General features: G+C 58.7%; 24 protein-coding genes, 1 tRNA gene, 1 pseudogene and 1 other annotated feature. Of the genes and pseudogenes, 8 read left to right on the top strand and 18 right to left on the bottom strand.

Annotated features, from left to right (window positions below; all coding sequences use genetic code 11):
• Positions 1-21: 21 nt before the first annotated feature.
• The gene (locus AC097N_RS01575; protein WP_479578971.1) at positions 22-237 is read left to right on the top strand and encodes a hypothetical protein; all 216 of its coding nucleotides are present in this window, start codon (positions 22-24) and stop codon (positions 235-237) included.
• A gap of 493 nt (positions 238-730) precedes the next feature.
• Here the strand turns inward: AC097N_RS01575 and AC097N_RS01570 are convergent, their stop codons facing one another.
• From AC097N_RS01570 to AC097N_RS01560, 3 genes and pseudogenes are all read right to left on the bottom strand, one after another.
• Positions 731-1,123 (bottom strand): cupin domain-containing protein, encoded by a 393-nt coding sequence (locus AC097N_RS01570; RefSeq protein WP_479578970.1) that lies wholly within the window; start codon positions 1,121-1,123, stop codon positions 731-733.
• Between the two features lie 10 nt (positions 1,124-1,133).
• Positions 1,134-1,577: a PRC-barrel domain-containing protein gene (locus AC097N_RS01565; protein ID WP_479578969.1), complete on the bottom strand. Its 444-nt coding sequence runs from the start codon at positions 1,575-1,577 to the stop codon at positions 1,134-1,136.
• Positions 1,578-2,028: 451 nt separating this feature from the next.
• Positions 2,029-2,327 (bottom strand): annotated as a pseudogene (locus AC097N_RS01560) (IS3 family transposase); the annotation flags it as partial.
• Positions 2,110-2,226: a sequence feature (AL1L pseudoknot), on the bottom strand. Its footprint overlaps the pseudogene before it by 117 nt.
• Before the next feature lie 204 nt (positions 2,328-2,531).
• Here AC097N_RS01560 and AC097N_RS01555 point away from each other — a divergent pair.
• Positions 2,532-2,723 (top strand): hypothetical protein, encoded by a 192-nt coding sequence (locus tag AC097N_RS01555; RefSeq protein ID WP_479578968.1) that lies wholly within the window; start codon positions 2,532-2,534, stop codon positions 2,721-2,723.
• A 513-nt stretch (positions 2,724-3,236) separates the two neighbouring features.
• Here AC097N_RS01555 and AC097N_RS01550 read toward each other — a convergent pair.
• The 5 genes from AC097N_RS01550 to AC097N_RS01530 all read right to left on the bottom strand — a co-directional run bounded on the left by AC097N_RS01550 (position 3,237) and on the right by AC097N_RS01530 (position 8,412).
• The gene (locus AC097N_RS01550; protein WP_479578967.1) at positions 3,237-4,028 is read right to left on the bottom strand and encodes an NYN domain-containing protein; all 792 of its coding nucleotides are present in this window, start codon (positions 4,026-4,028) and stop codon (positions 3,237-3,239) included.
• Between the two features lie 54 nt (positions 4,029-4,082).
• Positions 4,083-5,150, bottom strand: a complete 1,068-nt coding sequence (gene pstS / locus AC097N_RS01545) for a phosphate ABC transporter substrate-binding protein PstS (RefSeq protein WP_479578966.1) — start codon at positions 5,148-5,150, stop codon at positions 4,083-4,085.
• A gap of 184 nt (positions 5,151-5,334) precedes the next feature.
• Positions 5,335-6,831 carry a tripartite tricarboxylate transporter permease gene (locus AC097N_RS01540; RefSeq protein ID WP_479578965.1) on the bottom strand — a complete coding sequence of 499 codons (1,497 nt, stop codon included), beginning with the start codon at positions 6,829-6,831 and terminating at the stop codon, positions 5,335-5,337.
• Complete coding sequence (locus AC097N_RS01535) at positions 6,831-7,349, bottom strand: tripartite tricarboxylate transporter TctB family protein (protein ID WP_479578964.1); 519 nt, start codon at positions 7,347-7,349, stop codon at positions 6,831-6,833. Before AC097N_RS01535 ends, AC097N_RS01540 begins: the two co-directional genes overlap by 1 nt.
• A gap of 103 nt (positions 7,350-7,452) precedes the next feature.
• Positions 7,453-8,412 (bottom strand): Bug family tripartite tricarboxylate transporter substrate binding protein, encoded by a 960-nt coding sequence (locus AC097N_RS01530; RefSeq protein ID WP_479578963.1) that lies wholly within the window; start codon positions 8,410-8,412, stop codon positions 7,453-7,455.
• A gap of 164 nt (positions 8,413-8,576) precedes the next feature.
• On the opposite strand from AC097N_RS01530, the gene AC097N_RS01525 reads away from it, so the two are divergent.
• The 6 genes from AC097N_RS01525 (at position 8,577) to AC097N_RS01500 (ending at position 13,433) form a co-directional block, all read left to right on the top strand.
• On the top strand, positions 8,577-9,797 hold the full coding sequence (locus AC097N_RS01525) for a methyltransferase (protein WP_479578962.1): 1,221 nt from the start codon (positions 8,577-8,579) through the stop codon (positions 9,795-9,797).
• Between the two features lie 38 nt (positions 9,798-9,835).
• Positions 9,836-10,345, top strand: a complete 510-nt coding sequence (locus AC097N_RS01520) for a DUF1993 domain-containing protein (RefSeq protein WP_479578961.1) — start codon at positions 9,836-9,838, stop codon at positions 10,343-10,345.
• Between the two features lie 27 nt (positions 10,346-10,372).
• Entirely contained in the window at positions 10,373-11,053 is a 681-nt protein-coding gene (locus AC097N_RS01515; RefSeq protein ID WP_479578960.1) for a response regulator, read from the top strand.
• Positions 11,054-11,115: 62 nt separating this feature from the next.
• On the top strand, positions 11,116-12,516 hold the full coding sequence (locus AC097N_RS01510; RefSeq protein WP_479579190.1) for a sensor histidine kinase: 1,401 nt from the start codon (positions 11,116-11,118) through the stop codon (positions 12,514-12,516).
• Between the two features lie 164 nt (positions 12,517-12,680).
• The gene (locus AC097N_RS01505; protein WP_479578959.1) at positions 12,681-13,031 is read left to right on the top strand and encodes a hypothetical protein; all 351 of its coding nucleotides are present in this window, start codon (positions 12,681-12,683) and stop codon (positions 13,029-13,031) included.
• Positions 13,032-13,043: 12 nt separating this feature from the next.
• Positions 13,044-13,433: an RNA-binding S4 domain-containing protein gene (locus AC097N_RS01500; RefSeq protein WP_479578958.1), complete on the top strand. Its 390-nt coding sequence runs from the start codon at positions 13,044-13,046 to the stop codon at positions 13,431-13,433.
• A gap of 109 nt (positions 13,434-13,542) precedes the next feature.
• On the opposite strand, the gene AC097N_RS01495 is transcribed toward AC097N_RS01500, so the two are convergent.
• From AC097N_RS01495 to AC097N_RS01450, 10 genes are all read right to left on the bottom strand, one after another.
• Complete coding sequence (locus tag AC097N_RS01495) at positions 13,543-16,656, bottom strand: type I restriction endonuclease subunit R (RefSeq protein WP_479578957.1); 3,114 nt, start codon at positions 16,654-16,656, stop codon at positions 13,543-13,545.
• 28 nt (positions 16,657-16,684) lie between these two features.
• Positions 16,685-16,984, bottom strand: a complete 300-nt coding sequence (locus AC097N_RS01490) for a type II toxin-antitoxin system RelE/ParE family toxin (protein ID WP_479578956.1) — start codon at positions 16,982-16,984, stop codon at positions 16,685-16,687.
• Entirely contained in the window at positions 16,981-17,235 is a 255-nt protein-coding gene (locus AC097N_RS01485) for a hypothetical protein (protein ID WP_479578955.1), read from the bottom strand. Before AC097N_RS01485 ends, AC097N_RS01490 begins: the two co-directional genes overlap by 4 nt.
• 154 nt (positions 17,236-17,389) lie before the next feature.
• Positions 17,390-18,736, bottom strand: a complete 1,347-nt coding sequence (locus AC097N_RS01480) for a restriction endonuclease subunit S (RefSeq protein ID WP_479578954.1) — start codon at positions 18,734-18,736, stop codon at positions 17,390-17,392.
• Entirely contained in the window at positions 18,733-19,779 is a 1,047-nt protein-coding gene (locus AC097N_RS01475; protein WP_479578953.1) for a PDDEXK nuclease domain-containing protein, read from the bottom strand. Before AC097N_RS01475 ends, AC097N_RS01480 begins: the two co-directional genes overlap by 4 nt.
• Positions 19,776-21,524, bottom strand: a complete 1,749-nt coding sequence (locus AC097N_RS01470) for a type I restriction-modification system subunit M (RefSeq protein WP_479578952.1) — start codon at positions 21,522-21,524, stop codon at positions 19,776-19,778. Before AC097N_RS01470 ends, AC097N_RS01475 begins: the two co-directional genes overlap by 4 nt.
• A gap of 157 nt (positions 21,525-21,681) precedes the next feature.
• Positions 21,682-21,774: transfer RNA gene (locus tag AC097N_RS01465), tRNA-Ser, on the bottom strand.
• Between the two features lie 43 nt (positions 21,775-21,817).
• Positions 21,818-23,086 carry an aspartate kinase gene (locus AC097N_RS01460; RefSeq protein WP_479578951.1) on the bottom strand — a complete coding sequence of 423 codons (1,269 nt, stop codon included), beginning with the start codon at positions 23,084-23,086 and terminating at the stop codon, positions 21,818-21,820.
• A gap of 13 nt (positions 23,087-23,099) precedes the next feature.
• Positions 23,100-24,062, bottom strand: coding sequence for a tRNA lysidine(34) synthetase TilS (tilS, locus tag AC097N_RS01455; RefSeq protein WP_479578950.1), 963 nt, complete (start codon positions 24,060-24,062; stop codon positions 23,100-23,102).
• An 18-nt stretch (positions 24,063-24,080) separates the two neighbouring features.
• Positions 24,081-25,058: an acetyl-CoA carboxylase carboxyltransferase subunit alpha gene (locus tag AC097N_RS01450; RefSeq protein ID WP_479578949.1), complete on the bottom strand. Its 978-nt coding sequence runs from the start codon at positions 25,056-25,058 to the stop codon at positions 24,081-24,083.
• Positions 25,059-25,081: the final 23 nt, after the last annotated feature.

The following is a 25,081-nucleotide window of genomic DNA, read 5'->3' as shown; positions in this document are numbered from 1 at the left end:
GGTTGTTAAAAAAGCTCAGATATGGTCACCCTCAATAACGCTGCAGACCTTTCGCCGCAATGCGAACTAAACGCCATTCCATGGCATGACCGAGAAGGAAAGCGCAAATTTTCGGACAGATTGAAATCAATGCTGGGGGTTACCGCTGCTGTCCCTGCTTCCAATATCACCGACTCAAAAGTAGAGGCGAATGCCTCTGCGATAAAAGACAGGAACTCTGATGACCATGCTTTGTAAAGACTGCGGATCAGTGGGACCGCCAAAAATGCACAGGCGAGGCACACTCTCCCTGGAGCTTCTGCTGTGGTTGTGCTTGTTGGTGCCCGGCTTTGTCTATTCAGTGTGGCGATGGCGGAGCAAATACAACACTTGTTCGGCCTGCGGAAGTTCCAAGGTCAACGACTTTGAGTCATCCCGGGTACGTGACACCAGGCGCACATCAGATAGTGTAGAAAAGCAGGCTAAACGCTAAACAGGCGCATCGATTGCGTCAGAAAACCACCTGGGCGTTCTGTCATCTTGGCCAGGAAGTGAATTGAGTTCAGTTTCTCCCGAACTTCGAATTTGAAACTGGCGACTTTCGATTGAGCGTCGAAACTGCAGATTCCAAATTGAGAATCCGCAACGGTGCACCCGTCCGTTGGCGAGTTGAGGAATCAAAGGTCTCCATCGATCTTTGCGTGCAGCATTCAGCGTCACGCAAAGATCGGATGCAATTCATGGCAACGCTCTACTCCGTCGTTCTGCCATCGAAGTGTTCGTTGTCGGCGTCGGCATCGGCCCGGGTGTGGTGAACGACGCCGTCCCGATGATTCGGCGGCGCATAAAGCGTGTAGAGCTTCAGGGGAACACTGCCGGTATTGATGATGTTGTGATTCGTCCCGGCTGGGACGACCACTGCGAAGCCAGCGTGAATCGCCGTACTAACGCCATCCAGAACCGCCTCACCGCTTCCCTCCTCCACGCGAAAGAACTGGTCGAGCTTGTGGACTTCCGCCCCAATTTCTTCCTTGGGCCTTAACGCCATCACAACCAGCTGGCAGTTTTTGGCCGTGTAAAGCACTCGCCGAAACTCGCTATTTTTGACAGCGAGACCTTCGATATCTTGCACAAAGCCTTTCATATGCAATCGCCTAAAGGGGTACGTCGTCGGCGTATGGCGTCGTCCCGTAGTAATCATGGATGCTCTTCGCCCACGACGAGTCCGCCATATTGGGCCACTGGTCCTTGTCGAATCCCGGGGCATTTTCGAGACGATCTTTTTCCACGTTCAGCACAAAGCGCTTGTTCACCGTATCAAGCGTCAATGCACTCCACGGCACGGCAAAAAGTTTTTCGCCCATACTCAGGAAACCACCATAGGAAAGCACCGCATAACTCACTCTGCCACTCCGCATATCGAGCATGATTTCTTTGATGTCACCAAGATCTTCATCTTTCTGGTTGTAAACGTCATTACCGAGAAGCGTGTTAGCGCCCATCAGTTCGGGACCAGGTCCTTGGCGCACGTCGGACCCCGACGCACCGATGGTGTTGACTTTGTACATGCCGTAGGGGTCGCGTTCTTCGTAGTTCATATGAATCTCCATTCGATGATCTGTGTTGTTAATTAAACAGAAGGTAGTGCCGAATAGCCCACCTTCAGCGCCGAGGTTAGGCGCCGGACTTCAAATAGTCTGTGCGCCGTCACACAGAAGAATTCCTGGCACCTGTCATCACTGATTCATGAACGTGCAAGTCATCTGAGCGATGCTGCAGGGAGAGGGGGTAACGTCCGTTTTTACTGCACAAGGTCTGTGGCCGGGGCACAACAGGACATTTCTGGAACCGAAAGGCAGCTTCCGAGTCAAATCCACCTCGGCAACGCAGCGTAAACGGTTGGTCACTTTGAAGCAGTGAGCGGTTGGTCTGGGTCGAAAGTGACAGGCAGCCACAGACCCGAAGCCGACGATCAAACTACGGAAATGCCAGCCCGATACCGGTCATTGAACTCGCCACGTGATACTCACCGGATTGACGGCGAAGTTCCATAAAGCTGTCATCCCGCTTGGCGCGTGCGCAGCGCAACTCGGGTTTGCGTTGGCACGCCGCATGGTGCTGATACCCGGACCGGGCAATCTGCAATACCTTGCAAATCAACTCGACCCCGTGGGTGCTGCGATGCTTGTCCACAAAGTCCTTCAAGACTTGAGTCGGCGGTCGAGCTCAGCCTTGGCAAAAAAAGCACTCGCAAGTTTCAGGATTTCGTTGGCCCGGCGCAGTTCCTTGTTCTCGCGCGCCAGGGCTTTGATACGGTCGCGCTATTCGCTGGTGATGCCATCGCGGATTTCTGCAAGGACAACGACAAAGGCAGGTTGCTGCAGGTGCCTTGATTGTTCGCTGGCGAACAGACAGACGGCCTCAAACCTGACCAAATCAGGGCTCGGCAATTGGCGGTGTGCTTTTTTTGTCGCAGCATCTGAAGACCCTGGTCAACGGAAGCGAAATTGACAGCAGCTAACGGTCCCGTCCCCAAACCAAAAGGAAACACCATGACTAGCGAGAAAACGGCCCACATTGAGCCATCCAAGCACTCAACCGACGAAGTTGATGAATTTCTGAATATGGTGGAGGCCAACGTCAATGACGCTCCAGGCGCTGGTTCGCCGGCCATCATGCCGAACACGAATCTGGATGACGACGGCAAGCCCACTACGGACACACCAAAGAACCCAAAAATCTGAACAATTCGTACCAGTTTGTTGACGTCTGGTCCAGTACGGCACCGTAATCCGTCCAGGAATCAACACCGCTTTTGGACTCGGGGATTTCGGAGCCGGTGGATTTGGCGATGGCCGCGTAAGTTGGCGGTTTAGACCAAAGCAGTCAGCCAGATTTCCGAATTGGCGCATAACAGCACAGCGTTTGCAGTCATTCCCAAGAGGGTGGGCGGGACTCAGGACGGCGTAGCATTCAGCGCCGTTCGTGTCCCCCGCCCTGAGTCGGCAAGCGTTGCTGGCGTTCATTGCATGTTGAGTCATTGCGTATCAACATGGCTGGCTGTCGATGGCACCGGGGTGGATGGTGCAGCGAAGTCAAGGAGGAGGATCGGGCGCAGCCCGCTCCGGGGGACATGAGCGGAGCCATCCACCCCGGTGTCATCGACCCTACACAAACCGTGCCGACAAGATCCGCTTGCGCTGCATAACTGCAGTTCAAATTTCAGATGGCGCCATCAAGCAAGGCGGCGCATCCACTCACTTCAAGCTGACAAACGGCTCACCCTCCCCCTGCCGAATCTCCACCAACGCATCAAGCCCCGCGATCAAGGCAGCAAAACTGCCGTGACCATGTTCCTTGAAGTCAAACGTCGAATCCAGCCGTTTGACCATGTGCCAGAGGGATTCCATGCTGACCCAGGCATCGCCTCGCGCATCCGTCAACAGGCGCATGGCGCGTCGGACCATGTCGGCGGGTTGGCTGGCTGCTTCAGGCGAGATAGAAGAAGAGGACGCGGCAAGCTCCAGCAGGTTTTCGTAATAACGAAACTCGTGGCAACTCCGGGCCCAGTGGCGATTGGTGTTTTTGCGGGCGCCCACGCCCACCAGGGTTCGGCCTGCGGCCTTGATCTTTTGCGACACCGGCATGAAGTCGCTGTCGCCCCCCACCACCATGACCGTGCCGATGTGGCCAAAGCGGCCAATGTCTTCGACCGCGTCCAGGCACAGGCGGATATCGGCGCCGTTTTTGGCCGATGCGCCGGGAGAAAAAAGCTGGATGAGTTCGACACCTGCTTGCAGCAAGGCATCACGGTAGCGGCCAAAATACTGCCAGTTGCAGTAGGCGCGGTTGATGGCCACAGGCCCGAATGATGCCGCCAGGTCCACGATGGCCTGCACGTCCACCAAAGGTTCCTGCGCCTTGAACCGGCCATCCGGTTTGTTGTAGGCACCCTCGCCCAGGCGGGCCTCGACCAGGCTGGCGTGAAGGTTTTCAAAATCCCAGTACAGGGCGACTGACTTGTCGTGCTGGCTGTCACTCTTGTTCAAAATAGGCTCCCGGCCGTTGCATGTGCGTCAATGCTAACCGTCCGGCCTCGCCCATCAAGGCGCCTCAGCGCGTGGCACCTGCAAGGTCAGGCGCAGGGACTTGCCCGACGCGTCCCTGACCGAGGCGATGGTTTTGAAGGCCAGGGCCTGTATGCGGTCAGGCAACCGAACGAAGTTGCTTTGTTGAACCAGTGCATCGCCATTCATGAAGGCCCAGACAAAAAACTGCAGCGCGTGCAGGGTTTGTTCAGGCTTCTGGGTCACTTGGGGCACCACCACAAACGTGCCCATGGTGATGGGCCAGGCGCCTTTGCCGGGCATGTCCGTCAAGGTGGTGGTGAATGACCCGGTCCTGACCCAGTCACTGCTGGACAGCGCCGCCTTGAACGCGTCCACCGAAGGCTGCACCTTGTCTCCCTGAGCGTTTTTGAGTTGTACCGCGCGCAGGTTGTTGTCTTTGACGTAACCAAAGTCCACGTACCCGATGGTGCCCAACGTTTCCTTGACGGCCTTGACGACGCCTTCGCTGCCTTTGGCGGCAATGAAACCGGCAGGCCAGGCGAACGCGGATTTGACACCCTGCTTTTCTTTCCAGACCGGACTGGCCTTGGCCAGATAGTCCGAGAAGTTGTAGGTGGTGCCGGAGCCATCGCTGCGCACTACGACTTTGATGGGCAGATCGGGCAAAGCCAGCTCGGGGTTGAGTTGTGCAATGGCGGAGTCGTTCCAGCGGGTGACTTCACCCAGGTAAATACGACTGAGCACCGAGCCCGACAGCAGCAACTGCTTCTCGCCGATTTTGGGCAGGTTGACGACTGGCGAAATGCCGGTGATGGCGATCGGAAACACCAGCAGGCCGTCCTTTTGCAGTTCGGCGGGCGTGGGCGCCACGTCTGATGCGCCAAAACCGGTGTCACCGCCGCGAATTTTCTTGAGACCGGCGGACGACCCGATGGAGTCGTAGGTCAGCTCGACGCCGCTTTGCTTGCGGTATTCGCCAGACCAGCTGCGGTAAATAGGGGCCGCGGCGGATGAACCGGCGCCGTTGATGGTTTGATTTTCTGCCGCGTGAGCGCACGCCGCGAGCAGGCCAAGCAAGGCCAGAGCAAGTGTTTTTTTCATTTCCAACGATTATTTTTAATGTGTGCATGCCAACGGCAGCGCGACGATGGTAACGGCTGAATGTGTCAATCCTGCCTGCATGACCCCGGTCAGCCAACAAAAAAGCACCTGGGCCAAAAATGGCCTCAGGTGCTTATGTGACGTGCACAAGCAGCTATCAATTAGATAGCATTCTATTTACCCATCAAACCAACGCCTCAGCACGTTTTTTGAGCAATCGCGGCACGATCAGCACCGACAGCACCACCACCAGCAAGGCCAGCGACATGGGGCGTTGCAGGAACACCATGGCGCTGCCCTCGCCGATGGACATGGCGTTGCGCAGCTGGGCCTCGGCCAGGGGGCCCAGGATCATGCCGACCAGTACCGGGGCGGTAGGAAAGTTGAAGCGGCGCATCACCAGCCCGAGCAGGCCAATGGCAAACAGCAGGAACAAGTCAAACGCGCTCTGGCGCATACCGTAAGCACCCACGGTGGCAAAAATCAAAATACCGGCGTAGAGCTGCGGCTTGGGCACCTTGAGCAGCTTGACCCACATGCCAATCAGCGGCAGGTTCAACACCAGCAACATCACATTGCCAATGTAGAGCGACGCGATCAAGGCCCACACCAGGCTGGACGAGCTGCTGAACAACTGTGGCCCGGGCTGGATGCCGTAGTTTTGAAACGCACCGAGCAGAATGGCCGTGGTGTTAGAGGTGGGGATACCCAGCGTCAGCAGCGGGATGAGCGCAGCAGTCACCGTGGCATTGTTGGCAGCCTCCGGACCGGCCACGCCTTCGATGGCACCCTTTGTTCCAAACTCAGCCTTGTGCTCCCCTTTGGCCAGTTTTTTCTCAGTCGCGTAGCTCAGGAACGTGGGTATCTCGGTGCCGCCCGCGGGAATGCAGCCAAACGGCGCGCCAATGGCCGTGCCCCGCAGCCAGGCCGGAATGGACCGGCGCCAGTCGCTCCTGGTCATGGTGACGCGGCTCATCTTGTTTTCAGACTCGACCACCTTGCCTTCAAACAGCACGGCGTGCAGCGCCTCGGCCACGGCGAACAAGCCCACCGCCACCAGCACAATCTCAACGCCGTCCAGCAGTTCAGGCACCCCCCCGGTGTAGCGCGCTTGCCCCGTGATCTGGTCCAGCCCCACCAAACCGGCGGCCAGGCCCACAAACAAGGCGGTCAACCCGCGCACCGTGCTTTGGCCCAGCACCGCACTGACCGTGGTGAAGGCCAGCAACATGAGCATGAAGTATTCAGGTGGCCCGAGCTTGACCGCAAATTCGGCCACGATGGGCGCGAACAGCGTGACCAGCACGGTGGCAATGGTGCCCGCCACAAATGAGCCGATGGCCGACGTGGCCAGTGCCGCACCGGCGCGGCCACTCTTGGCCATCTTGTTGCCCTCCATGGCGGTGACCATGCTGGCCGTCTCGCCCGGCGTGTTCAACAAAATGGAGGTGGTCGAGCCCCCGTACATGGCGCCATAGTAAATACCGGCAAAGAAGATCATCGAGGCTGTGGCCTCGACCTTGGCCGTGATCGGCAGCAGCATGGCCACCGCCGTGGCGGGTCCGATGCCGGGCAACACACCCACGGCCGTGCCCAGCGCGCAACCGACAAAGGCCCAGAGCAAATTAACCGGCGTGCCCGCCGTGGCAAAGCCTTGAAGAAGTTGGTTCCAGATATCCATTAAAGCCACCCTGTGGTCGTGAGTCCTGGCAGGTTGATCGCCAGGAATTTGGTAAACATCCAATACACCGGCGCCGAGATCAGCAGGCCAATCCCGAGGTCAGTCACCCAGGTTTTCAGGCCCTGGTTCGCACGCCCCTCCGCATTGCGCAACCCGCGTGACGCCATGGCAAAACACAGCGTACAACTGAAAATAAAGCCGATGGTGGTGATGAGCGCGGCGTTAAGCAGCAGCCCTGCCGACATCCATATGAAGCCCGGCCAGTAGGGCTTGTCACCCGTACCTTCTTCCATGTTTTTAAAGCCACCGTTGCGGGCTTTGTAAAGCATGATGACGCCGCAAATGAAGAGCGCCACCGACACCAGCCAGGGCAAAAAATTGGGGCCGACGCCCGCATAACCCGCCTCAGACGGAATGCTCATGGCACCAAATGCCAAGCCCAGCGCCAGCAGGACGACGCCCATGCTGACCGCGGTCTGGAAAGTTTTTGAAATAGAGGGAGGGGAATGTTGACGCATGGTGGATGCCTCACAGTGAGAGAGATGCCCGGAACAAAAGGCACCAGAAAAAACGCCGATGCTTTCCGCTCTGGAATGCATCGGCACTTGGAGGTCCGACGGCTTAAATCATGCCGGACTTGACCATGGTGGCGCGCAGCGACGCAAAGTCGTCGTCCACAAACTTCTCGAAGTCAGCGCCGGTGAGCAAAGCAGGCGTCCAGTTGTTCTTCTCGACCGCTTCGGCCCAGGCCTTGGACTTGGTGGCCTTGACCAGCATGTCGATCAGGTCCTTGCGTTGCGCCGCGGTGATGCCAGGCGCGCCATACACACCGCGCCAGTTGCCGATTTCGACATTGATGCCCTGCTCTTTCAGCGTGGGCACATTGACGCCCTTCAGGCGCGTGCCCGAGGTCACGGCCAGGGCCTTCATCTTGCCCGCGGCAATGTACTCGGCAAACTCGCTGTAGCCACTGCCACCGATGGTGACGTTGCCACCCAGAATGGCCGCCGTCGCCTCGCCGCCGCCCCGGAAAGCCACGTAGTTGATCTTGGAGGCGTCCACACCCACTTCGCGGGCAATCATGGCCGCAGCAATGTGCTCTGTAGAGCCGCGTGAACCGCCGCCCCACTTGATGCTGCCGGGGTCTTTCTTGAGTTGGTCGACCACTTCCTTCATGCTCTTGAAGGGCGAGTTGGCCGGGAGCACAAACACGTTGTACTCGCTGGTCAGGCGCACCAACGGTGTGGCGGCGCTCAAGGACACCGGCGGTTTGCCGGTGATGATGCCACCCAGCATGACGGCGCCCATCACCATCATGGCGTTGGGATCACCCTTGCTGCCGTTGACGAACTGGGCCAGGCCCAAGGCACCGGCGGCGCCGCCCTTGTTCTCATAAGTGACCGTATCCGCCACCTTGGCGTCTTGCAGGGCCTTGCCCAATGCGCGGCCTGTGCCGTCCCAGCCACCGCCCGGGTTGGCGGGAATCATCATCTTGACATTGGCAGCCGCCAGGGCCGACAAAGGCAGGCCACCGGTGACGGCCAGGGCCGCCATGGATTTAAGGAAAGTATCGCGACGCATCAGAGTCTCCTGTTGGTTTTACTTACCAATTGATGATGCCCCGGCCCGCTGTCAAACGGCTGTCAGCCAGCACCCGTTCTTATTAGGGAAAACACGGATATCCCCGGCGCGTTTGCCCATCTGTTAAAACACTCGGTATTCAATTTTTGCGGTTCACCCAGTTCATGTCCAATTCATCTTCCCCCGCCACGCCAGAAACCACTGCCCATGCACAGCCCGTCATCCGCTGGACCGAGGCTGGCGTGGAGTGCTCGGCGCTCTGGCGCTCCGAACGTGGTGCCACGCCGCCCAAGCGCGTGATCCTGGCCGACGACACCACCAACGCCGACACCGCCTACCGGCTGGCCTGCGAAGGCACAGCCCTCCTGTGGCGTGGTGACTTTCAAAATGCCAAGCAGTTGCTCAAAGCGCTGGCCCGGCGCGCAGACAACGTGCCCGCACGCAAGCGCAAGAAGGCCGCACAAGAGATCGCCCTGGTGGATGCCTTTCACCTGCACCGCTTGGCCCAGTCACAGCGCGCCCGCATGCTGGGCATGCTGCTGATTCCTTTCAACGCCGACTACAGCATTACCTTGCGCCGGGCGCCCGATGCCAAAACCGCCCTGACCGAGGCCTGGGGCCCGGCAGATGCCGCGGCAGGCAACTCCGTGGCGTCGTTGCGCGAACTCTCGGGCATCACCAGCGCACACGAATGGCGCCGGGTGGGCGTCGAAATTGCGGCCTTGGGTGAGGAGCCGGACAACCGCATTCATCCCCACTACGGAGTGTTCTCGCCCGTGCGTGGCGAATACATCAACCTGGTGGCCACCGCCCACCTGCCCAAACCGCCCACCGGGCAGGACAGCATCGTGGCGTTTGACATTGGCACCGGCACCGGCGTGTTGTCCGCCGTGCTGGTGCGCCGCGGCGTGACCAAAGTAGTCGCCACCGACCAGGACCCGCGCGCGCTGGCCTGCGCCCGGGACAACCTGGAGCGCTTGGGCGTGGCCCAGCAGGTGCAAGTTGTGGAGGCTGACCTGTTTCCCGAAGGCCAGGCATCGCTGGTGGTCTGCAACCCACCGTGGCTGCCCGCGCGGCCCAGTTCCCCGCTGGAGCACGCGGTGTACGACGAAGGCAGCCGCATGCTGCTGAGCTTTCTCAAGGGGCTACCCGCCCACCTGGCACCCAAGGGCGAGGGCTGGCTGATCTTGTCCAACCTGGCCGAGCATCTGGGTTTGCGCACCCGCGAAGAGCTGTTGGCTGCCTTCGAGAGCAACGGCCTGCGGGTCATCAGCCGCATTGACGCCAAGCCCCTGCACGCCAAGGCCACCGATGTGACCGACCCCCTGCACGAAGCCCGGTCACGTGAAGTGACTTCGCTGTGGCGTCTGGCGACTGCCAAGTAATTCAGGCGAAAATCTGCGCCCATTCAATGAAAGAACACATGACCAACGCCATCTACACCTCCTCGATCCCCGTCTTCACACAAATGCTGGGCGGACTCAAGTCGGTGTTGACCAAAGCCGAAACCCATGCGGCCGATAAAAAGATCGACCCCAACGCCCTCTTGCAAGCCCGTCTGTTCCCCGACATGTTCCCGCTGTTGCGCCAGGTGCAGGTGGCGTCTGACTTTGCCAAGAGCGTGTCCGCACGCCTGGCCGGTGTCGAGGTGCCCAAGCTCGAAGACAACGAGCAGATCTTTGCTGATTTGCAGGCCCGCATTGACACCGTGCTGGCCTTCATGGTCGGACTTGACGTCAGCAAGTTTGACGAAGCCGCCACTCGTGAAATCGTCACCCAGGCCGGAACGCCCAAGGAAAAGCGCTTCAGCGGCCAGTCCTACCTGCTGAACTACGGCCTGCCGCACTTCTTCTTCCACACCACCACGGCCTACGCCATCCTGCGCCACAACGGCGTGGAAGTGGGCAAGAAGGACTACATCGGCAGCTATTGAGCGTGCGCCAGCCAGCCGGAGGCCTTCATGAAACTGCTGCTGGTTGAAGACGACCCCGCGCTGCACAAAACGCTGCTGCGGGCGTTGACCCGGCTGGGCTGGTCGGTCGAGGTGTGTGACAACGGCTCAGCGGCGCTGGGGCGCTGGCAGGACACCTCGCCTGACGTGGTCCTGCTCGACCTGAGCCTGCCCGGCCTGGACGGCCTGCAGATCCTGACGCAAGCACGCCGGCGTGGTTTCACCACCCCGGTGCTCATCTTGACCGCCCGTGGCACCGTGGGCGACCGGATCATGGGCCTGAACGCGGGTGCCGACGACTACCTCCCCAAACCCTTTGACCTGGACGAGCTGGAAGCACGCGTTCGTGCCCTGCACCGCCGCCGACCAGAAAATAATGCCAAATCAGCCTCTAGCCCAGACGGAACGGGCGGCATTAGCTATGATAAAGATAGCGGCGCTGTTTACTACCAATCTCAGCCGCTGGAGCTGACGCCGCGTGAACTGGCCTTTTTAAAGTCGCTGCTGGCACGGCCAGGCCACGCCGTGGCCAAGGAAAAACTGTTTGAACTGGTGTTTCCCGGTTCGGTCGAGGTCCAGTACGAAGCCATTGAAGTCGTGGCCTACCGTCTGCGCAAAAAACTGATCCCCACGGGCGCCAAGCTCGTGACACTGCGAGGTCTGGGTTACCTCCTGAAGGTGACACCGTGACGCAGGACACTGCGCCCGAGCGGCCTCAGCAGCCATCTCTCCTGCCGGTGCGCCAGGCGGCGCTGTCATTGCGCCGCTACCTCTTTCTGGGCATTTTGCTGCCCATCGGCCTGTTTATCCTGGTCGACACGGTCAGTCTTTATCGCCAGGCGCTGGCCGCCGTCAACACCGCCTACGACCGCACCCTGCTCGCCTCGGCCAAGTCCATCGGTGAGCACATCGACGCAGTAGGCGAAGGCAACGCCGCCCAACTGCGCGCCACCGTACCCTACGCGGCGCTGGAAGCCTTTGAGGCTGACAACCGCAGCCGCATGGTCTACCGCATATCCAGCATCCAGGGCGAACTGATTGACGGCTTCGCGGACCTGCCCGCCTGGCGCGGCCACCTGCCGGACCGGGGCCCGTACGCCGCCCTGGTGGATTTCTACGACGACAGCTACCGGGGTGATGCGGTACGCGTGGCGGTGCTGCTGCAACCCGTCGCCATGAACCGGGCCCGCGCCATGGCGGTGGTACAGGTGGCAGAAACACTGGAACTGCGGCGCACCCTGGCGCGCCAGATTTTGATCGACACGCTGTGGCGACAAGCGGCGCTGGTGACGGTGATTGCGCTGGTCGTGATTGTGGTGGTCCAGCGCGCCACCCGGCCGGTGCGCCGCCTGAGCGCCCAGCTGCAGGGCCGTTCAGAAGATGATTTGACGCCCCTGCAGGCACCGGGCGCCCCGCGCGAACTGATTCCGCTGATTGATGCCACCAACAACCTCATGGACCGCCTGCAGCACCTGCTGGACCACCAAAAACGGTTTGTGCGCGATGCCTCTCACCAATTGCGCACGCCGCTGGCCGTTTTGAAAGTGCAAGTTCAGTCGGCGCTGCGCGGCGACGTGGAGCCCACCCAGGCGCTGCTCGAAATCAAGGACACCGTCGAACAAGCCACCGTGCTGGCCAACCAGATGCTGTCGCTGGCCAAGGTGGCCCAATTGGTACAGCAAGCGCCCGAGCGCGACGTCGACTGGGCGCAGGTGCTGCAGGAGGTGGCCATTGACCTGTCGCCCCTGATTGCCGCCAAGGACATTGATTTTGAAATCGACTCATCGCCAGCCCCCGTGCGCACCCATGACTGGATGCTGCGTGAGCTGTCACGCAACCTGCTGCACAACGCCATTCGCCACACACCCCTTAACGGAACGTTGAGCGTGCGGCTGGTCTGTGATGCGCGATTTGCGGCCCTGGTGATCAGCGACAGCGGGCCCGGTGTTTCAAGTGACTTGCGCAAACGGTTGTTCCAGCCCTTCTCGGCGGGCGAGGCGCGTTCAGGCTCCGGGCTGGGCCTGTCGATTTGCCATGAAATTGTGCAGGCACTGGGCGGGAGCATCAGCCTGGACAACCGTGAAGGTCATGGCCTTGTCACCGGCCTGGACGCCACGGTGCGCTTGCCGCTGGGGACAGCGGACAACGGATAGCCCCTGTTTGGCGGGCACCCACCCCGCCGTCATGGCGCAAAGTGCCCAACCGGCCCGGCAGACCATCTGCAGGACGAAGCGCCGGTCAGCTATCTGTGCAGACCCGCGTCGTTTTTTGCTGTCGGGTCATTGCTATTTCCCAACCGGACAACGACACTGGCGCCATGTCAAAAAATGAATTCTTAGGCTTTCCGGACCTGATCCAGGACTTTGACGACCTCGTCACCCGCCCCATGCCTTTGCATGAGTTGCCGCTTGACGCCCGCATTGACCACGAGCTCAGCATCATCAGCATCAACCATGACCGCATTGCCAAGATGATCCAGATGTCATGGGGCCATCAGGACTGCATGGATTACATGCAGACACTGATGCTCAGTGGCGGCGACGGCGTCGACCGCATCCGCTCGGGTTTCAGCCCTGAGGTGATAACCGCCATCATGAACCTGACCGCCATGCACGACATAGCGCCCAAAAAACCTGTTTTCCGGCCCTTTCAAGTGGGCTCACCCTGACCCTGCGGCCTGATGGAACGTTTGCGAATTGACAAATGGCTGTGGGCCGCCCGCTTCTACAAAACCCGTAGCCTGGCGAGTGAAGAAATTGACAAGGGTCGCGTCCATGTCAACGGCGTGACCGTCAAACCGGCCCGTGAATTGAAAGTGGGCGATGTCGTGCAGGTACGCGCCGGTGTGCTGATTCGCAGTGTCACCGTCAGGGGGCTCAGTGATAAACGCGGCCCGGCGCCGGTGGCGGCGCTGCTCTTTGAAGAAATGGCGGAGTCCATTGCGCTGCGCCTTGCCGCCGCCGAGCAACGGCGCCTGGCGCCCGAGCCAGCGCTCAGCCTGACCCAAGGTCGCCCCACCAAGCGCGACCGGCGAGACGCGGACAAGGTTCGCGATTGGGATGGTCCATAAAAGTGCCTCAAAGCTAGAAGGCCATCAGCACCAACGAAAAAGCCACCCGAGGGTGGATTTTTTGCATTTATAGAGGGACCTTGACAACAACTGCTATCGAATCCGACCTTCAAACCGCAGCCCGCGCCCGCAGCGTCTCATACAGCCCCGAATGATTGAGCAGGATATTGAGCAGTCCGCGCATCACGATTGGTGAATTGAGCGCCTGCGTGCTCATGGCCGTGTGCGCGTCATACGACTCAATGATGGCGTTTTGAAGTTCATGGGTCAGATCGGGTGAGTTGGCAAACTGCTCCTTGCTGTTGTTGCTGGCTTGCTGTTGCAGCTTGGGCGAATCGGCCACCTTACCCAGAAGCGTGCCATTCACATACCGTAGCTGATCTTGCTCACTGGTGTCTGACCCAAACAGGTCGTTCAGCGCCTCAATCAGTTCGGTCATGTACGCGGTTTGCTTCTCTTGCACGCTTGCGCTTCCTGCTTCGGTAATGGGCGCCAGTTTGGGTGTCTCGCCCGCGCCCAGCGGCAGGGTCCGCTTGCCCAGGTCTTTCAGATGGTGGTGCGTCAGAACCACCTTCGAGAGGTCAATCCCCTCGCGTTCCCGGCCAAACTCCAGCAAAGGCAATAGCCGCTTGTAAAAGATGGCGCGTTTTTCAATGCCCGTATTGCCGTAATCAAAAATCTGCGACAGGAACGTATAGAGGCGCAAATACGCCCCCATGTCACCCTTGAACAAGATGAGCGCATCCAGTTCGTCTTGCGCCGCTTTGGTGGCTTTGTTGTCTTGCTTGTCCTGGGCCGTCCTCAACGACTCCTGGGCCGCTTTGTACCGCTTCATGATCCGGTCTTGCACCGGCTCCAAGGCGCTGATGAGTTCACTCTGTTTGGCTCGGGGATCCAGCTCAACTGCCACCACGCGGTCCACCTCAAAATCATCGTAATGCCCGGCGCCATCCAGCTTCGCCCGCAGGTTGAACACCAGATGAGGGTCAGTAGTAGCTGACAGCTCAGCCGTGGTGTAGTACGTCTTGAAGGCAGCCAGAACCTCTTCTGTGTCGTTCACAAAATCCAACACGTAGGTGGTGTCTTTGCCCGGATGAGCGCGGTTCAGTCGGCTCAGGGTCTGCACCGCCTGGATACCAGCAAGGCGTTTGTCCACGTACATGCCACACAGCAGTGGCTGGTCAAACCCGGTTTGGAATTTGTTGGCCACCAACAAGATTTGATACTCGTCGCCCTTAAAAGCTTCGCGGATGTCTCGGCCCTTGAGTTTGGGGTTCAGTGGCGGGCTGTTTTCGGTGAAACCGTCCGGGCCGGACTGCTGGTCGTTGACCTCACCCGAAAACGCCACCAGCGTTCCGATCGCATAGCTGTGGGTCTTGATGTACTGCTCAATGGCCAGCTGCCAGCGCACGGCCTCCAGCCGACTGCCAACCACCACCATCGCTTTGGCCTTGCCGGACAGCAGCGGCGCCACAAACTCGCGAAAGTGCTCCACCACGATCTCCACCTTCTGCGCGATGTTGTACGGGTGCAGCCGTACCCAGCCCATGATGCCCTTCATGGCTGCGCTGCGCTCCACCTCGGCCTCGTTCAGCTCCTGCCCGTTGTGGGCCAGCTTGAAGGCGAGGCTGTACGGCGTGTAGTTCTGCAACACGTCCAGGATGAATTTCTCTTCAATCGCCTGACGCATGGAATAGACGTGAAACGGCGTCGGTACGTTGTCTGGCGCCGGTTTGCGCGTTGGGTCCGGGCGGGTGCCAAACAGTTCCAGCGTCTTGTTCTTGGGTGTAGCGGTAAAGGCGACAAAGGTGATGCCCCCCTCATCAGCGCGCAATGACATCTGGGCGGCCAGAATATCCTCGGTGCTGACTTCGCCGCCATCGTTGAGTTCTTTCAGTTCTTCCGGGCTGAGCACGGCTTTCAGCTTACTGGCGGCCTCCCCGGTTTGTGAGCTGTGCGCCTCGTCGGCAATCACGGCAAAGCGCTTGCCTTCGGTGGCGGCCAGCTTGCGCACTGCTTCCAGAGCAAACGGAAAGGTCTGGATGGTGCAGACCACGATTTTCTTATCGCCAGACAAGGCTTCGGCCAGAGCTGCGCTCTTGCTGCCGTCGGTGTTTTTGATGGTGGCGACCACGCCCGTGGTGCGCTGAAAGTCAAACAGGGCTTCTTGCAACTGGGCGTCAATCACGTTGCGGTCTGACACCACCAGCACGGTATCAAACACCTTCTTGGCCTGAGCGTCATGCAGTTCAGCCAAAAAATGCGCCGTCCAGGCAATGGAATTGGTCTTGCCGGAACCAGCCGAATGTTGAATCAAATACTTGCCACCGGGGCCGTCGGCCAGCACGGCCAGTTGCAGCTTGCGCGTGACATCCAACTGGTGATAGCGCGGGAAGATGATGCGCTCCATCTGTTTTTTCTTGTTGCGTTGCGCAATCAGGTAGCGGCCCAGTATCTCCAGCCAGCTTTCGCGTGCCCATACTTGTTCCCACAGGTAAGCGGTGCGGTGACCACCGGCCGGGTTCACCGGGTTGCCAGCAGCACCTTCGTTACCGAGATTGAAGGGCAAAAACACCGTACCCGGGCCGTCCAACCGTGTCACCATCGCCACCTCGCTATTGCTCACTGCAAAGTGAATCAAGGCGCCACAAGGGAACGACAACAGCGGCTCGGCGGCTTGACCCTTGGGCTTGGGATGGCGGTCAAAGCGGTACTGGTCGATGGCGTCGCCAATGCTTTGGGTGAAGTCGGTTTTGAGTTCAACCGTCGCAACCGGCAGGCCGTTCAAGAACAGCACCAGGTCGATGCTGTTTTCGCAATGCAGCGAGTAGCGCACCTGACGCACCACGCGCAGGCGGTTGGCGCCATAGCGGGTCAAAATGTCAGGGTTGATGGCCAGCGCCGGTTTGAATTCGGTCAGCTTGAGCGAGGCTTTGAGGCCCAGCAGCTCGATGCCGTGGCGCAGCACATCCAGTGTGCCGCGCTGGTCGAGTTGGTCGCGCAGGCGAGTGAGCAAGGTGTCGTCGGCCTTGCTGCCATGGTTTTTGCTCAAGACCTCCCACGCTTTGGGCTGAGTGGTTTGCACCCAAGCCAGCACGTCGGCAGGGAACAGGGCACGGGCGCGGTCATAGCCTGCTGCGTCACCCTCGGCGTAGAGCCAGCCGTTTTGCGACAGGTGCTGGCAGATCTCGTTCTCGAAACTGATTTCTTTGTGCAGGCTCATTGGTCCTCCCTTTGTTATGGCCTGCCAATCAATAAACCGCATCATGATCACCCACATTCACCGGGATGATTTGCCCGTCTTGAATGAGCAGCTCCAGCGTGATCCGGTACGACAGATTGATGGACACGGAATGCAGTCCCTCCAGCTTACCGCGCAAGGGATGCAGGCGCAGCGACGGGTGAGTCGGGTTGGCCTCCAGCACTTGCAGGGTTTTGAGGTATTGCTGACGCAGGTCTGGGTGACGCTTCAGGAAGCGTGCCGCCCGGCGGTTGTATTGCTCGGTGAAGACCAGTGCGAACGGCATGGCTGGTGCGTGGGGCACACTCACATCGCGTCCAGCCGCGCCAGATGGGCCTCGGGCGACTCTTGCACCATGCGACCAGCGGCCAAGTCAGCACGCGTCTGGGCCAGCGCGGCGTCCAGCTCGCATTCACGCAGGTAGTGGTATTGCGCCATGTTCATCACCACAAACTTGTCTTTGCCACGCACCGACACAATCGCCTCGGGTGCGGTGCTCAGGGCGAATTCAATGGCAGAAATGCCTTTGGTTTTAAGGTCGTTGGCGCTGATGTGGGACATGGCAGGCTCCTGGAGAGTGGTCAAGCAGACGCTAAATCATACGATTAGTCGCACTGTTAAGCCAGTGCTTGAGCGTGAAAAACCTAGAGTTTGAAGTCAAATCGGCCTCTAGCCCACGTGGAATAAGCGCAAGTAGCTACTAAAATAATAGCAACTAAACAGCGCCCCGCACATCAATCTGGCCAGTGACGGCGGCGGAGATCAGCGCGGTGCGGCGCTCTTGCAGCAGGTCGATGGCGCGTTGGGCTTCGGCGGTGAGGGTGTTGAACTTGGCGGATTCAGTTTCGAGAAACGTGACGATGGTTTGTTGTTCCTGAAACTCTGGGAAAGCCAATTCCAACTCCAATATGGTGGATTGAGCAATGTTGACCATTGAGCTGCTGGCACCGGTTGCCGCAAGCTCAATTTGCCCACGTGCCATGCCAGTGCCAAGGTAAAGTGCTATGAACGTTGGCGCGCAAACCGTTGGTGGAAAGCGAAGTCGGTAGAGCTTGTCGCACAACAAAAGATTCTTGTGATCCTGCTTCACGACAGCCGCGCCACCGACCAATTCGCGTGTGTTTGCTCGGGAAATCAGTAAATCGCCCATCGCAATGCCCAAGCTTGATATCGGCTCCAATTCGGGCGGCAACCTCTTGTTCTCTTCGGGCCTGAACGTGCCTCCGTTGACGCAGCCTACTTTGAGCACACCCCATTCCTGATCATTTTCAACGGGGAAACCCTCGCATTGCGGACTCCAACCCTGTTCAAAGGTCTCAACATATCGTTTGATCTTTGTCACCTCCCAATGTTCCGGTACATCCCCCATCCATTCGATACCGGACGGCTTCATGGAGGCATTGGGATTCAGGCCTTGGGTGACCGCGTGGGAGATGACGGCCTGGCGTTTTTCTTTCAGCAGCGCCATCAGCCGCCGCTGCTCCGCCACCAGCCCATCAATCTTCGCGGTCTCGCGGTCGAGGAAGGCGGCGATTTTGGTTTGCTCGACATCGTTTGGACAAGCAACACGCAAAGACCTCAAGATATCTTGACTGATATTTGGTTGGCCACCACCTGTGGAGAGGCTCAGAATTTGCTGACGAAAACCAAGAAACCAATAAAACATGAACTTGGACACAATTTCCGATTCGCCTGCAAACACACAACATGCTTGGTTCACAGTTGCCGGGAAACGCATCATGGCAAGCTTCCCAATCGTCGCACCATACATCGCAATCAGCAGTGATCCGGCAGGATAGATTTTTAGTGACGTGTGTTCAGCTAAAGCATGTGCAGTGATTCGTTTTTCACAGTTATCAAGTTCACCGTCATTTAGATCTCCAGTGTTGACCCAAGGAATATCACCATCATCGTAGTATTTGCGGATGTCAGTTTTTGGCGTCGTGCCACTCCCAATCAGTGGAAAAGCATGAGCTAACTTCCACACATCCCAATGCCCCGGCACCTCCCCCAGCCACTCCACGCCGCTGTCTTTGTAATCGGGGTAACGCGCAAAGCTCATGACTGCACCTCCTGATCCAGATCGCCGGAAAACTCGGCTTCAATCTCTTCAATGCTGGGCAGGCTGGTGTCCAGCGGCTCCGGCAGAGCGCGCACCAGTTGGTATTCGGCCACGCCAATCGGCTTGTCGATGCCGGATAACGCGTACTCCGCCACCAGCCGGTTCTGCGTGCGGCACAGCAGCAGGCCGATAGTGGGCTTGTCATCGTCGGCCTTGACTTGGGCATCCACGGCGCTGAGGTAAAAGCTCAATTGCCCCACATGCTCGGGCTTGAACGCATGGGCCTTGAGTTCGACCACGACGTAACATTTCAAGCGTGTGTGATAAAAAAGCAGGTCGATAAAGAACTCGTCCCCGGCCACTTCCAGCCGGAACTGGCGGCCCACAAAAGCGAACCCGGCCCCCAGCTCCAGTAGAAAGCGGGTGACGTGGCGAATCAGGGCGGTTTCAATGTCGCGCTCATGGGCTTCGTCGCCCAACCCCAGAAAGTCAAAGTGGTACGGGTCTTTGAGAATCTGGCTGGCCAGACCCGCTTGCGGGGATGTCAGGCGTTTGTCAAAGTTGGTCACGGCGGCACCTTGGCGCAAGTGCAGCTGGTTTTTGATCTGAATGACCAGCGTGTCACGCGGCCAGGATTGCTCCAGGGCGGCGCGGGCATACCAATCACGCAAAACCGGGTCTGTTAGCTTGGTAATGAGGGTGACGATGTGGAACCAGGGCAATTGGTCAGCAGACTGCTGACCAATTAGCCGATCAGGACATTCATGCGCAAAAAACCGCATGTACTTGAGATTGGTGGCGGACAGACCCTTCATCTCAGCAAAGGCCGCCCGCAGGTCGCGGGCCAGCCGATCAATGACCTTGGCACCCCAGCCTTGCTGGCTTTGGCGCTCCAGAATGTCGAGCCCGATGCTGTGATAAAGCCGTATCTGCGCCTCGTTGGCGGCCAAGAGCGCCCGCTGACGGGAACCCCGGATGCGCTGCTTGAGGCTGGTCAGCCATTGGGCATAGTCGGGTGGCAGGGTTTGCAGGGGTTGGGTCATGCCGTCAGCCCCCCAATCATGCTCAAAATCCGGTCGGTCACGCCTTTCAGCTCGGTATCAATCTCGGCCAGCGGGCGCGGGGGCTTGAAAACGTAGAAGTGGCGGTTGAACGGAATCTCATAACCAATCTTGGTTTTCTCGGTGTCAATCCAGGCATCGGGCGCATGGGGCAGCACTTCACGCTGAAAGTAGGCGGCGATGTCGTCACTGAGCGGCACATTTTCGGTATCTCGCAGGCTGCTGTCGGGCATTGGCTTGCCTTTTGACTTGCCTTTGAGGGCCAGTACCACCTGACCCGCCTCATCCCGTTCGGGCCGCTCGACGGTGATGGTGTGGTAACCGAAGGCGTCATTGGCAAAGATGCGGCTGATCGGCACGCCGTCGCGGGTCAGCTCTTCAAAGTTCCCAAACAGTCGGGTGATGTCGTCGATGTGGGCCGGGCTGAGTTCTTTGCGCTTGGAGCCCAGGCTCTTGCGCATCTTCTGCCAGAAGCTGCTGGCATCAATCAGCTGCACCTTGCCTTTGCGCGCCTTGGGCTTGCGGTTGCTGACGATCCAGACATAAGTGCTGATGCCGGTGTTGTAAAACATGTCGGTCGGCAGGGCAATGATGGCTTCGACCAAATCGTTTTCCAACACGTAGCGGCGAATCTCGCTCTCGCCACTGCCAGCGCCACCGGTGAACAGGGGTGAGCCGTTGAGCACAATGCCAAAGCGGCTGCCACCATCCACGGCTGGGCGCATCTTGGCGATCAGGTGCAGCAAGAACAGCAACGAGCCGTCGCTGACACGCGGCAGGCCGGGGCCAAAGCGGCCGTTGTAGCCTTGTTGCTCGGCTTCCTTGCGGATTTCCTTCTCGATCTTCTTCCACTCCACGCCAAACGGCGGATTGGACAGGCTGTAATCAAACACCTTGCCATTCAGGCCATCGTTGGACAGGGTGTTGCCCAAGATGATGTTGGCAATGTCCTGACCCTTGATGAGCATGTCGGCCTTGCAAATGGCGTAAGACTCGGGGTTGAGCTCTTGACCGTACATGACCAGACGGGCGTCGGGGTTCAGGCTGGCCAAATGTTCACCGGCCACACTCAACATGCCACCGGTGCCTGCCGTTGGGTCGTACAGACTGCGCACCACGCCGGGTTTGGTCAGGGCTGCATCGTCTTCAATGAACAACAGGTTGACCATCAAGCGGATGACTTCACGCGGGGTGAAGTGTTCACCCGCGGTTTCATTGGAGAGTTCGGCAAACTTGCGGATCAGCTCTTCAAACACGGCACCCATTTCGGCATTGCTGACGCCATCTGGGTGCAGGTCAATGGTGGCGAATTTCTCGGTGACCATGTAAAGCAGGCCGGACTTAGCAAGCTTGTCGATCTGGGTGTGAAATTCGAAGCTTTCGAAGATGTCACGCACGGCCGGGCTGAACGCTTGCATGTAAGCGCGCAGGTTTTCGCCAATGTGATCCTGGTCGCCCATCAGCTTCTTTAAATCCAGCGGCGAGGTGTTGTAGAAGAACTGGCCTGATTTGCGCAGCAAAAAAGGTTCGGCATTCAGGCCAGCGGCTTCGCGGGTGGTTTTCTCGGCCAACACGGCGGCCTTGGTCGGCTCCAGCACACAGTCCAGACGGCGCAGCACGGTGAAGGGCAGGATGACCTTGCCGTATTCGGATTGCTTGTAGTCACCACGCAGGAGGTCAGCGACGGACCAGATGAAGGAAGATAAGTTTGGGTTGGTGGTAGCCATTAAGTTTACCTTGGAGCGGTTTCTGCCAAACCACTATGGGGGTCAAGGCAGTGTGACAGACCGAGTTTTGATCGCCAAACGTTTTGATAGTCAATTTGATAGTCGAAACAAGCAGACAAAAAAAAGCCCATGATTTACATGGGCTTTTTTCATTTTTTGGAGGAATCGGAGAGATTCGAACTCTCGATGGAATTTTAAGTCCCATACTCCCTTAGCAGGGGAGCACCTTCGGCCACTCGGTCACGATTCCAAAAATTAACTGGTCATATTATCTCACGACTTGGAGGCCACTTTCAGGCCGGTGCCTGGTCCAGGTCAAATGCCTTGTGCAAAGCACGCACGGCAAGCTCCATGTATTTCTCATCAATGACCACCGAGGTCTTGATTTCGCTGGTGGAGATCATCTGGATGTTGATGCCTTCTTCACTCAGGCAACGGAACATCTTGCTGGCAATACCCACGTGACTGCGCATCCCGATGCCCACAATACTGACCTTGCAGATTTTGGCATCACCGATGACTTCTTGCGCACCCAGCTTGGGCAACACACGTTCCTTGAGCAGGTCCACCGCCTTGGCGTAATCACCGCGCGTCACCGTGAAACTGAAATCAGTCTTGCCGTCTTTGCTGACGTTCTGGATGATCACGTCCACATCGATGTTGGCGTCGGCAATCACACCCAGAATTTGGTAGGCAATACCCGGGGTGTCCGGCACGCCCAGTACTGATATCTTGGCTTCGTCCCGGGTAAATGCTATGCCGGAAACAATAGCTTGTTCCATGTGTTCGTCTTCCTCAAAAGTGATCAGAGTGCCGGAGGTGGCTTCCTCGTTGATGTCAATATCCCAGGGGGTGAAACTGCTCAAAACGCGCAACGGCACCCGGTATTTGCCAGCAAATTCGACGGAGCGGATCTGCAGGACTTTGGAGCCCATGGAGGCCATTTCCAGCATCTCCTCAAAGCTCACGGTCTGCAGGCGACGGGCTTCGGGCACCACGCGCGGGTCGGTCGTGTAAACGCCGTCCACGTCGGTATAAATCAGGCATTCGGCCGCCTTCATGGCAGCGGCCACGGCGACGGCAGAGGTGTCCGAACCACCGCGCCCCAGCGTGGTGATGTTGCCTTGGTCATCAATACCCTGGAAACCGGTCACGATGACCACACGGCCCGCTTCGAGACCGGCGCGGACCTTGGTGTCTTCAATCGACTCGATCCGGGCTTTGGTGTGGGCGCTGTTGGTGCGGATGGGCACTTGCCAGCCCGCGTAACTGACTGACTCCATGCCCTCGGCTTGCAAGGCAATCGCCAGCAGCGCACTGGAGGCCTGCTCGCCGGTAGAGGCCAGCATGTCGAGTTCACGACTGTAGGCGTCCGACGCCTTGGCAGGCGCCAACTCCTTGGCAAGCCCGAGCAAACGGTTGGTCTCGCCACTCATGGCGGAAGGAACGACCACCATTTGGTGGCCGGCGCGTGCCCATTTGGCGACGCGTTTGGCAACATTGCGGATGCGTTCCGTAGAACCCATCGACGTGCCGCCGTATTTGTGAACGATCAGTGCCATTGGAAGGATTTTTTTAGAGCAAAACCACGGGATTGTACCAATGCAACACAGCCCCCCTGCGCTCGGCAAAGCCAGCGCCCACCTTGATGCGGATCTGGTGGCCCCGCGTAGTGCAGGCCGCGACCTGATCCAGCAACTCATGAAGTTGCGCAGCGCTGGGCACCGTCTTGAACGTGGTGTTGAGCCAGTACCTCAAAACATTGGCCTGACGTGCCCGGCTCAAACGCTGCACTTGTTTGATCACCGGCGGGAGGCCCACCGACGCCAAATCCTCCCGAGCGACCTCCAGCAGCAACGATTGCGCCTGCGCCGCGTGAGCAGCACTGCGAGAGAACGTGTCACGAAAATGCGGGAATGTGGCCTCAAGTGCCGGCAACACCCGTGCACGTATGCGATTGCGGGTGAACTGCTCATCGGTATTGGTCGGGTCTTCGATGAAGCCCACACCCGCCTGCGCCAGCCAGGAACGAATGTCCGCAGCGCGAACCGCCAGCAGCGGCCGGTGGTAGGTGATGCCTTCGCGCGCCCAGGTAGCGGGCATGGCGCTCAGGCCCGGCAGGCCACTGCCACGGCTCAGGGCCAATAAAAGCGTTTCAGCCTGGTCATCTGCATGCTGTGCAATTGCTATAGTTTTAATAGCAAACTCTGCATGGTAATCAAGGGCTACAGCCTCAAAAGCCTTGTATCGGGCGCGACGCGCTGCATCCTCGGGGCTTTGACCGGGCGAATGCCTGCCATCCACTCTTTTGACGATCAGCGGCACCGCCAGCTGGGCGCAAAAGCGTTGGCAATGCTGCTCGAATTCGTCTGCGGCGGCCTGCAGGCCGTGATGAATGTGAATGGCCTGCACCTGGCCTGGCCACTTGCGGGCGCAAGCCAATAACAAGGCGGTCGAATCGGCGCCGCCGCTGAAAGCCACCGCCAGCGGCAAGGCCGGCGAAAAGGCGGCCATGGCGCCGACCAGCGACGCTGTCACGGGCGGCCTTGGCACACGCTACTTGGACGCCGCCTTGGTGTCGGTAAATCGGCCGTAACTTTGCAAACGGTCATAACGACGGTCCAGCAACTCTTTCACCTTGAGATCGCTGACCTGACGGTACGCATCGTTCAGCGCGCGCTTCAGAAACGCCGCCATCTGCTTGTGGTCGCGGTGGGCGCCACCGACGGGTTCGTTGACGATCTTGTCAATCACCCCCAGCGCCTTGAGTCGGTGCGCCGTGATACCCAGGGCATCAGCCGCTTCCTGCGCCTTGTCAGACGTTTTCCAGAGGATGGAGGCACAGCCTTCGGGGCTGATGACCGAATAGATCGAATACTGGAGCATCAGCACCTGATCACCAATGGAGATGGCCAAGGCGCCGCCCGAGCCGCCTTCACCGATGATGGTGGTGATGATGGGCACTTCAAGCTGTGCCATCTCGAAAATATTGCGGCCAATGGCCTCCGACTGGCCACGCTCTTCTGCATCAATGCCGGGGTACGCACCGGGCGTGTCGACAAAGGTAAAGACCGGCAGTTTGAATTTTTCGGCGGTTTTCATGAGCCGCAGAGCCTTGCGATAACCCTCGGGCTTGCTCATGCCAAAGTTGCGCAGCCCACGCTCTTTCGTGTCACGCCCCTTTTGCTGGCCGATGACCATGCACGGTGTGCCGTTGAAGCGCGCCAGGCCGCCCACGATGCTCAGGTCATCCGAAAAATGCCGATCGCCATGCAACTCGACGAAATGGGTGAATATCTCGTTGACGTAGTCCAGCGTGTAAGGACGTTCGGCGTGGCGGGCGATCTTGGTGATCTGCCAAGGCGTCAGGTCACTGTAGATGTCTTTGGTGAGCTGCTGGCTCTTCTTGGCCAACTGGTCGATTTCAGCCGAAATATCAACGGCGGACTCGGTTTGCACGTACCGCAGTTCTTCAATTTTGTTTTCAAGATCGGCAATGGGGGTCTCGAAATCGAGAAATGTTTTCTTAGCCATACAGACTCCTATAGCGTTGGGGA

It is taken from the genome of Rhodoferax sp. LS1R11 (assembly GCF_056521395.1).
This window is presented reverse-complemented; position numbering and strand designations above follow the sequence as displayed.